Annotated in this window: 9 protein-coding genes; 2 read left to right on the forward strand and 7 right to left on the reverse strand. The window is 74.9% G+C overall.

The features are described 5' to 3' along the window. Window positions 1-66: 66 nt before the first annotated feature. Window positions 67-984 carry a M48 family metalloprotease gene (locus ABZS66_RS58715; RefSeq protein ID WP_354773230.1) on the reverse strand — a complete coding sequence of 306 codons (918 nt, stop codon included), beginning with the start codon at window positions 982-984 and terminating at the stop codon, window positions 67-69. Between the two features lie 42 nt (window positions 985-1,026). Between ABZS66_RS58715 and ABZS66_RS58720 the strand changes: the two genes are divergently transcribed. Beyond that, complete coding sequence (locus ABZS66_RS58720) at window positions 1,027-1,422, forward strand: BlaI/MecI/CopY family transcriptional regulator (protein ID WP_354773232.1); 396 nt, start codon at window positions 1,027-1,029, stop codon at window positions 1,420-1,422. 43 nt (window positions 1,423-1,465) lie between these two features. Then, window positions 1,466-2,005: a PadR family transcriptional regulator gene (locus ABZS66_RS58725; RefSeq protein WP_354773234.1), complete on the forward strand. Its 540-nt coding sequence runs from the start codon at window positions 1,466-1,468 to the stop codon at window positions 2,003-2,005. Between the two features lie 27 nt (window positions 2,006-2,032). Here ABZS66_RS58725 and ABZS66_RS58730 read toward each other — a convergent pair whose 3' ends face one another. Genes ABZS66_RS58730 through ABZS66_RS58755 form a run of 6 tightly spaced genes read right to left on the reverse strand, consistent with a single transcriptional unit; the run spans window position 2,033 to window position 8,508 of the window. Next, window positions 2,033-2,827, reverse strand: coding sequence for an NADPH-dependent oxidoreductase (locus ABZS66_RS58730; protein WP_354773236.1), 795 nt, complete (start codon window positions 2,825-2,827; stop codon window positions 2,033-2,035). Further along, entirely contained in the window at window positions 2,827-4,167 is a 1,341-nt protein-coding gene (locus tag ABZS66_RS58735; protein WP_354773238.1) for an NtaA/DmoA family FMN-dependent monooxygenase, read from the reverse strand. Before ABZS66_RS58735 ends, ABZS66_RS58730 begins: the two co-directional genes overlap by 1 nt. Beyond that, on the reverse strand, window positions 4,164-5,240 hold the full coding sequence (locus ABZS66_RS58740) for an LLM class flavin-dependent oxidoreductase (RefSeq protein WP_354773240.1): 1,077 nt from the start codon (window positions 5,238-5,240) through the stop codon (window positions 4,164-4,166). The genes ABZS66_RS58735 and ABZS66_RS58740 overlap by 4 nt, the downstream gene beginning before the upstream one ends. Continuing rightward, window positions 5,237-6,247, reverse strand: coding sequence for an aldo/keto reductase (locus tag ABZS66_RS58745; protein WP_354773242.1), 1,011 nt, complete (start codon window positions 6,245-6,247; stop codon window positions 5,237-5,239). Before ABZS66_RS58745 ends, ABZS66_RS58740 begins: the two co-directional genes overlap by 4 nt. Beyond that, complete coding sequence (locus ABZS66_RS58750) at window positions 6,244-7,281, reverse strand: aldo/keto reductase (protein WP_354773244.1); 1,038 nt, start codon at window positions 7,279-7,281, stop codon at window positions 6,244-6,246. The genes ABZS66_RS58745 and ABZS66_RS58750 overlap by 4 nt, the downstream gene beginning before the upstream one ends. Window positions 7,282-7,293: 12 nt before the next feature. Next, window positions 7,294-8,508, reverse strand: coding sequence for an acyl-CoA dehydrogenase family protein (locus ABZS66_RS58755; protein WP_354773246.1), 1,215 nt, complete (start codon window positions 8,506-8,508; stop codon window positions 7,294-7,296). Window positions 8,509-8,674: the final 166 nt, after the last annotated feature.

The following is an 8,674-nucleotide window of genomic DNA, read 5'->3' on the forward strand; positions in this document are numbered from 1 at the left end:
GGCCGACGAGCGCGCCCACGCGGCGGCGCTCGCCGCGGTGGCGGCCGTCTGGGCCCAGGACGGGTCCTAGCGGGCCGCGGCGATCAGCAGCTCGACCAGGTCGATGGTGGCCTCGCCGGTCCACACCACCGACGCCAGGGCCAGGGCCGGGATCAGGGCCAGGGCCGTCACCAGCGACGCGCGGCCGGCCGCCGGGCGGGGGTGCAGCAGCAGCGCCACGCGGCGCGGCACCACGCCGGCCGGGAGGGCCGCGTGCAGGCCGCGCGGCTGGCCGCCCGACGTCGCCAGGGCGGCCGTGCCGATCGCGTGGGCGACCGTGCGGCGGTTGCCGACGTGGCTGGCCGCGTCCTCGTCGGCGGCCCGCTCGACCAGGTACGCGACGTGGCGGCGGACCCACCACAGCGCCGGGTGGGCGGCGCCGGCCAGGTTGGCCAGCATGACCAGGCGGTGGTGGCGGCCGTCGAGGTGGGCCCGCTCGTGGGCCAGCAGCGCCTCGAACTGCGGGTCGGTGAGCAGGTCGCGCATGCCGGTCGTGACCACGACGTGGCCGCGCCGGCCGGGGCCGCCGGGGACGGCGAACGCGTCGGCCGTCTCGTCGGGCACCAGGACCAGCGGGCGCTGCGCCGGGCCGCCGGCCGCGGCGAGGCGCAGGATCCGGCGGTGGCCGCGCCAGCGCCGGCCCGCGGCGAACCCGACGCCCACGAGCATCGCCAGGCTCACCCACGGCACCCACGGCACCGACGCGGTGTCGTGCGCCACGACGGACGGCGACCAGCCCAGCGGGCCGGCCAGGGCCGGCACCTCGGCCAGGGCGGCGACCGTGAACAGCGCCAGGTTCACCGTGCTCGCCGCCGCGGTGACGACGGCGGACCAGGCGATGACGGCGGCGGCGCGGCCGGGCGGCAGCCGGTCGGCGAGGAGGCGGACGGCCAGGACGACCAGTGGTGGTACAACCAGGACCGACCAGACGAAGTGATCGAACATGCCTCTCCGTTCCGGCCTCGCCGGGCCGATACAGTCGGTGCCGTGAGCACATCACAATCCGCGGACGACGACAAGCCGACCCGGCGCCGCCCCGGGCAGCTGGAGGCCGAGGTCATGCGCGTGCTCGGCGCCGCGGCCGGGGCCCTGACGCCGGGGGAGGTCCGTGATGTGCTCGACCCGACGGGTGCCCTGTCGTACAGCACGGTGGTGACAGCGCTGACCCGCCTGCACGAGAAGGGCGTCGTGCACCGGGACCGCGGCGACGGCCGCGCGTTCCGGTACGGCGCGCTCAGCGACCCCGCCGGCCTGGTGGCCGAGCGGATGCGCCGGCTGCTGGCCCGCGAGCCCGACCGCGCGTCGGTGCTGCGCCGGTTCGTGAGCACCCTCGACGCCGGCGACGAGCAGGTGCTGCGCGACTTGCTCAGCGAACCGGAGTAGCCTGGTTGACTTCTACATGGTTGTAGAAGTCGGGAGGCCCTGGTTGAGCGTGACGCTCGACGACGCGCTGCTCGTCCTGCTCGGACGGGGGCCGTCGAGCGCGTACGAGCTGTGGCACGAGCACGCCCGCGTCCTCGGCGCCGCCCGCCGGGTCGACATCGGCCGGGTCATGACCGCCGTCAACCGCCTCGAGCGCGGCGGGCTCGTGCGGGTCGAGCCTCCCCACGAGGTCCGCACCGGCAGCGGCAACCGCCGCCCGTGCGAGCTGACCCCGGCCGGCCACCGCCGGCAGGCCGCCTGGCTGTGCGCGGTGACCCCGGATACCGAGGTCGAGGACATGTACGTGCGGGGCATGCTCGCCGTCGTGGCCGCCGACGAGGAGACGTTCACCGCGTTCGTCGAGCACGCCATGACCGCGACCCGGCTGCGCATCGCCCGCCTCGACCGCACCGCGACCGACAGCCCGGCCGACCGGGCCGGGGTCGCGTTCGACCAGGAGGTGGCCCGCGCCCTCGCGCTGTGGCTGCACCAGCTCCCGCAGCACCGCGCCCCGGCGTCCCGCTCGGAGAGGGTCACCGGCTGAGCCACCTGGCGCCGCACCGCCTCGTGCTCACCGTGAGGGTAGGCCCAGGCGTTCCAGGGTCTGCCGGAGCCGGTGACGTCCCGCCATGGACTCCGGACCGCTCAGCCGTTGCAGCACCCGGCCGCTCCAGTTCCCCGCCAGCCCGAATCGGGCATTGTAGGCCGCCAGCCGCTCGTCGTAGGCGGCGATGTGCTCGTCCGCGGCCGCGTCGTAACGCTCACGGTGCAGTACGGCCTCCTGGGGCAGCCGGGGCTTGATGCCGGCGTGCTCGGCGGGGTCCGGCCTACCGATGGCGAGCCCGAAGGTCGCCACCGTGTGCGGCGGGAGTCCCAGCTCCGTGGCGACCTCCTCCGGATGGTTGCGGATGGCGCCGACGAAGACGGAGCCGAGGCCGAGCGAGGCCGCGGCCACCACCGCGTTCTGGGCGGCCAGGGCCGTGTCGACGAAGCCGATGACGGTGGTCTCGAGGTACTCGGCGGCGGTGACCTGCGCGCCGGCGCGGTCGGCCAGCCGCTGCGCCCGGCCGAGGTCCGCCACCCAGATCAGGAACAGCGGAGCCTGCTCGATGAAGCCCTGGCCACCGGCGAGCGCGGCGAGCCGCGCCTTGCGCCGCGGGTCACGCACGGCGACCACGCTCCACGGCTGCAGGTTCGACGACGTCGGCGCGGACTGGGCCGCCGCCACCAGCGCGGCCAGTTCGTCGTCGGTGACCGCGTGCGGCAGGAACCGGCGCACGGAGCGGTGCGACAACTGCAGGGTGAGGACGTCGTTGACCACGCCGAGCGCGGCGGCCGGGTCCCCGTAGCGGGCGGTGGCAGACATCAGGCCGTGACCTCCTCGGCCGCGGGGCGCGGCCGGCCGGGCAGCGGCAGCCCGAGGCGGCCGCGCAGCGTGGGGTGGGTGTAGTCGGGCTGGAAGAGGCCGCGCCGCTGGAGCAGCGGCACCACCAGCCGGGCGAAGTTCTCCAGGTCGACGGCGGTGTCGGCCGGCATGACGGTGAAGCCGTCGGCGCAGCCGGCCTCGAACCACGCCTGCAGGTCGTCGGCGACCTGCGCCGCCGAGCCGACCAGCAGCCGGTGTCCGGAGCCGCCGGCGCCGCGCTGGACGAGCTCGCGGGGCGTGCGGGGTGCCTGCGCGATGAGGGCCCGGGTGGACACGCTGAACCCGGCCGAGAACGCGCCGGCGGGGATCGCCCCGGGAAGGTCGGCGGCGGTGATCGGGTCGTCCGGGCCGAACCGGCCGTCGGGCAGGCCGAGGTTGCGGGTGAGCGCGGCGCTGAGCCGCTCGATCGGCAGCTGGGCGTACAGCTCCTGCTCCCGGCGCCGGGCCTCCCGCTCGGTCGCCGCGACGAGCACCACGACGCCGAGGGAGACCTTCACGTCGTCGGGGTGCCGGCCGGCTGCGACCGCGCGCCGGCGGATGTCCTGGCGGAAGGCGACGGCCCGGTCCCGGGTCTGCGCCACGGTGAACACGACGTCGGCGTACCGGCCGGCGAGGGCGAGGCCGCCCTCGGAGCCGCCCGCCTGGACGACGACCGGCCGACCCTGCGGACCGGCCCGGACCGGCAGCGGACCGGCGACCGAGAAGAACTCGCCGGCGTGGTCGATGCGGTGGATGCGGGCCGGGTCGGCGTACCGGCCGCCGTCCTTGTCGGCGACGACGGCGCCCGGCTCCCAGCCGTCCCACAGCCGGGTGACGACGTCGAGGAACTCGTGCGCCCGCCGGTAGCGGGTGTCCTTGTCCGGGTGCTCGGCGAGGCCGAAGTTCGCGGCCGCGTCGGGCGTGCCGGTCGTGACGATGTTGACCGCCGCGCGGCCCTTGGTGACGTGGTCGAGCGCCTGGAACCGCCGGGCGAGGTTGTACGGCGAGTTGTAGGTCGTCGAGCTGGTCACGATGACGCCGAGGTGGGTCGTGGTCGCGGCGAGGTGGCCGAGGAGCACGAGCGGGTCGAGGCCGGTGCCGGGCGCCTCCTCGATCTCGCCCCGCAGCGACGGGCCGTCACCGAGGAACACCGCGTCGATCTTCGCGTCCTCGGCGATGCGGGCGAGGCGCCGGAAGTAGTCGATGTCGAGGTAGGCCAGCGGGTCCGCGTGCGGCAGCCGCCACGCGTGCCGGAAATGCCCCGGTGTCATCAGCGACAGGTTGAGGTGGAAGCCGGTCACGCCACACCCGCCGTCGCCAGTGGTCGCCAGCCGAGCAGCGGCGCCAGTTCCTGCGCGCTCGCGGTGAGCAGCCGGATGTGCTCGGCGAAGTCGGGCACGCCGGGCACGAAGCTCACCAGCAGGTCGGTGATCTGCCGCAGTGCCGGGTCGGCGGCCAGCTCCGCCGCGATCTGCTCCGCCGGCCCGAGCAGCGCCCGGTCGGCTTCCAGGTACTCCTCGACGCTGAGGGACGCCACGCCGTGCCGGGAGGACAGCCAGCCCTGCCAGCGGCGGACGCCGGGCGCGACCAGCCCGACCGCACTCGGCCGGTGCGGGTGGGGGTAGACCGCCCGGGACACCTGCACCCGCGGCGGGCGGTCGGTGCTCGCCCACGCCGCGAGGTACGCGGCGATCCACTCGGCCTGCGCGCGCTGCGCGGCGGCGACCGTGGTGTCGCGCCAGCCCGTGGCCCGGGACAGCTGCAGCCCGTCGCCGGCCCGGGCGGCGGCCGCGGCGGCCGCGTGGGCCAGTGCCGGCTCGCCGGTCGTGGCCTGCCACAGCCGGCGCCGGACGCCGGTGCCGGGCGGGTGCAGCGCCTCCCCGAGGTTGTTGAGTGCCGCACCTTCGAGCACCTCGTGCAGCCGGGCGACCGCGGCGTCGAAATGCCGGTGCCGGTCGGCGATGTCCTTCCCGAACGCCTCCCAGGCGCCCGGGAAGGGGCCCGAGCCGACCCCGAGCTCGAGCCGGTGGCCGCTGAGCTCGTCGAGCGTCGCCGCGTCCTCGGCGACCTTGACGGGGTCCTCCAGCGGGAGCACCAGCACGCCGGTGCCGAGCCGGATCCGGGTGGTGTGCTGGGCGATCGCGGCGAGCAGGACCAGCGGGGCGCTGACGTGCTCATTGCCCTGCCGGAAGTGCCGCTGGATGACCCAGCCGGAGTCGTAGCCGAGCCCCTCGGCGGCCACGAACAGCTCGACCGCCTGCCGGTAGGCGCGGGCCGGCGGCTGGTCGTCGTCGAGGTGCAACAGGAAGCCGAGGCGGAACGGCCGGCCGTCCTCGACGCCGCCGCCGAGTGGCCCGGTGGCGGGCCCGGTCACGGCTTCAGCCCGGTGCCGTGCACGCCGTGCTCGTCGATCAGTGCCAGCTCCTGCTCCGTCAGCGGCGGGAAGCCGAGCGCCTGCACGTTGTGCTCCAGCTGCCAGGTTGAGCTGGCGCCGATGAGGGCCGAGGTCACCTGCGGCTGGCGCAGCACCCATTGCACCGCCAGCTGGGCGAGCGACTGGCCGCGCTCCGCGGCGATCCGGTTGAGCGCTCCCGCTCGCCGGCGGTACGTGTCGTCGATGACGTCCGGCGACAGGAAGGCGCTGTCCTGGGCCCGCGCGCCGGCGGGGATGCCGTCGAGGTACTTGCCGGTGAGCAGGCCCTGGGCCAGCGGCGAGTAGGTGATGAGGCCGAACCCGTCCTCGGCGGCCAGCTTCAGCAGGCCGTTGAGCTCCGGGCCGCGGTCGAAGATGGAGTACCGCGGCTGGTGCACGAGCAGCGGCACGCCGGCCTGGCGCAGCAGCACGGCTGCCTCGTGCGCCCGGGCGGGGGCGTAGTTGGAGACCCCGGCGTACAGGGCCTTGCCCTGCTGCACCGCGCTGACGAGCGCGCCGGCGGTCTCCTCCAGCGGGGTGGTCAGGTCGGGGCTGTGGCTGTAGAAGATGTCGACGTGGTCGGTACCGAGGTCGCGCAGGCTGTGCTCGAGCGAGGTGAGCAGCGACTTGCGGGAGCCGCCCCTGAGGTACGGGCTCGGCCCGATCGGGTTGCCGGCCTTCGTCGACAGGATCAGCTCGTCGCGGTAGGCCGCCAGGTCGTGGCGGAGCACCCGGCCGAAGACCTGCTGCGCGGCGCGGTGCGGCGGCCCGTACCGGTCGGCGTTGTCGAAGTGGGAGATACCGAGGTCGAAGGCCCGCAGCAGGATCTCGCGCTGGGTCTCGAACGGATGGTCGGTGCCGAACTTCTGCCACAGGCCGAAGGAGATCGCCGGCAGGTCGAGGCCGGAGCCGCCGGCCCGGCGGTACTCCAGCCGCTCGTAGCGGTCGCCGGCCGCGCTGTAGGTCATCGGTGCTCCTTGCCGCGGCGCAGCGCCGCCGGCTGCAGCGACGGGGTGTCGCGGCCGGTGTCGCGCTCCAGGAAGTGGGTGCCGGGGTCGACGATCGCGTCGATGCGGTCCAGGACGTCGTCGTCGAGCTCGACACCGGCCGCCTTGAGGTAGGCCTCCAGGTGCTCGGCGGTGCGCGGGCCGATGATGACGCTGCTGACCGCCGGGTGGCCCAGCGCGAACGCCACGGCCAGTTCGATCAGCGTCAGCCCGTTGTCCTCGGCCAGCCGGGCCAGCGCATCGGCGGCGGCGAGCTTGCGCCGGTTGCGCTCGAGGCCGATGTCGAACCGGCCGGGGATGAGGTCAGCCCGCGCCGACTCCGGCTGCTCGCCGCCGATGCGGTACCGCCCGGACAGCCAGCCCGCCGCCAGCGGTCCGTAGCTGAGCACGCCGACGCCGTAGCGCTGCACGACCGGGAACACCTCCCGCTCCGCGGTGCGGACGAGCAGCGAGTACGGCAGCTGCTCGGTGTGCGGGGCGACCAGGCCGTGCGTCTCGGCCAGCCAGTGCGCCTCGACGAGCTGGTGGGCGGGGAACACCGACGTGCCGTAGTACAGGATCTTGCCCTGGCGGATCAGGTCGTCGAGCGCCTGCAGGGTCTCCAGCAGGTCGGTGTGCGGGTCCGGCCGATGCGCCTGGTAGAGGTCGATGCGGTCGGTGCCGAGCCGGCGAAGGCTGTGCTCGACGGCCTGGGTGATCCACCGGCGCGAGTTGCCGGCGTGGCGGGGGTCGTCGCCGATCTGCCCGTGGAACTTCGTGGCCAGGAAGACGTCGTCGCGGCGGTCCTTGATCGCCTTGGCGATGATCTCCTCGGAGGCGCCTTGGCCGTAGACGTCGGCGGTGTCGATGGCCGAGACGCCGGCGTCGAGGGCGGCGTGGATGATCCGGATGCTCTCGCTCTCCTCCTGCCAGCGGCCGAAGTTCATGGCGCCGAGCGTGAGCGGGCTGATCAGGACGCCGGTGCGTCCCAGCACGCGGTGGGCCTTGACGGTCATCAGGTGGCCTCCTCAGAACAATCCGGTGGTGGGTGGGTCGTCCCCGGTCAGGAGGAACGCGCCGGCCACGGCCGCCTTCCACTGCCTGGGGTTGTGGTTCGCGGCGGTGCGGGCGTTGCGCCAGTGCCGGTCGAAGCCGAGGTGGCGGTCGGTGATCGAGCCTCCCGCGACGTCAAAGAGCAGTTCGGCGGCGCGCAGCGCCGACTCGATCGCGATCACTCCGGTCTGCGCGACGGTGACCGCGGCCTCCGCCGCCGCTGCCCGGGCGGTCGCGCCGGTCAGGCCGCGCACGGCCTGCAGCGCCTCGGCCGCGAGCAGCACGACCGACCGGGCCGCGTGGGCCCGGGCGGCGATCTCGCCGACGGTCTGCCGCACGTACGGGTCGTGGCTGCTGCTGGCCGCGGTGCTGTGCTTGATCGGCCGGGCCTTCTCGCGGACGAACCAGATCGCGTCGTCCAGTGCCGCGGCGGCGATACCGGCCTGGATCGCGGCCAGGTACAGCTGGGCGAACGATCCGGGCCACGGCACGTCACGGCGGGCCTTGTCCCGCTCGACGACCTCGTCGGCCGAGACGCGCACGTCGACGAGCCGTGTCGTACCGCTGGCGGTCAGCCGCTGGCCGACCGCGTCGAAGTCGTCGAGGCGCTGCACGCCCTCGCGGTCCACCGGCACGGTGAAGCTCAGCACGGTCCCGTCCTCGGCGGTGGCGGTGCCGGTGAACCAGGAGGCGTAGAGACCGCCGGTGGAGTAGTACTTCTCGCCGTTGATGACGTAGCCGCCGCCGTCACGGCGGATGGTGGTGTGCACGGACCCGCCGGCGCCGCCGGAGCGTTCGTTGGCGGTGCCGGCGAACAGGTCTCCGTTGCGCAACCGGCGCAGGACCACCGACCGGTTGGGCAGGTCACGGCGACTCGCCACCTGGTTGGCGGTGAGGTAGCTGCTGCGCAGCGCCTGAGCCACGTTCGAGTCGGCCCTGGCGATGGCGATGATCAGGTCGGCGACGTCGCGCACGGAACCGCCGGCGCCGCCGTCCTCGACCGCGATGCCGACCAGGGTGATGCGCTGCTCGGCGAGCCCCCGGACGTCCTCGAACGCGTAGACGCGCTCGCGTTCCCGCTCGGCCGCGCCGGCCCGCAGACGGCGCAGGATCGGCTCGACGCCCGCGCGGATGTCCGCGACGGTGCGCCGCCCGGTGGCGTGGCCCGGGTGGACCAGCTCGGCGGTCACGAGGGCACCGCCGCCGGTTCACGCAGGCCCAGCGCGGCCCGCAGGGTCGCGGGTCGCCCTTGACCGGCGTCCACCAGCTGCGGCACCAGCGTCCGCAGCACGGCGAGGGCGCGCATGCGCGGTCGGCGGTCTGGTACGTCACATCCACCACTACTAGGCCAGACGG

This window comes from Dactylosporangium sp. NPDC005572 (assembly GCF_040605515.1).
In the GTDB taxonomy this organism is placed as follows: domain Bacteria; phylum Actinomycetota; class Actinomycetes; order Mycobacteriales; family Micromonosporaceae; genus Dactylosporangium.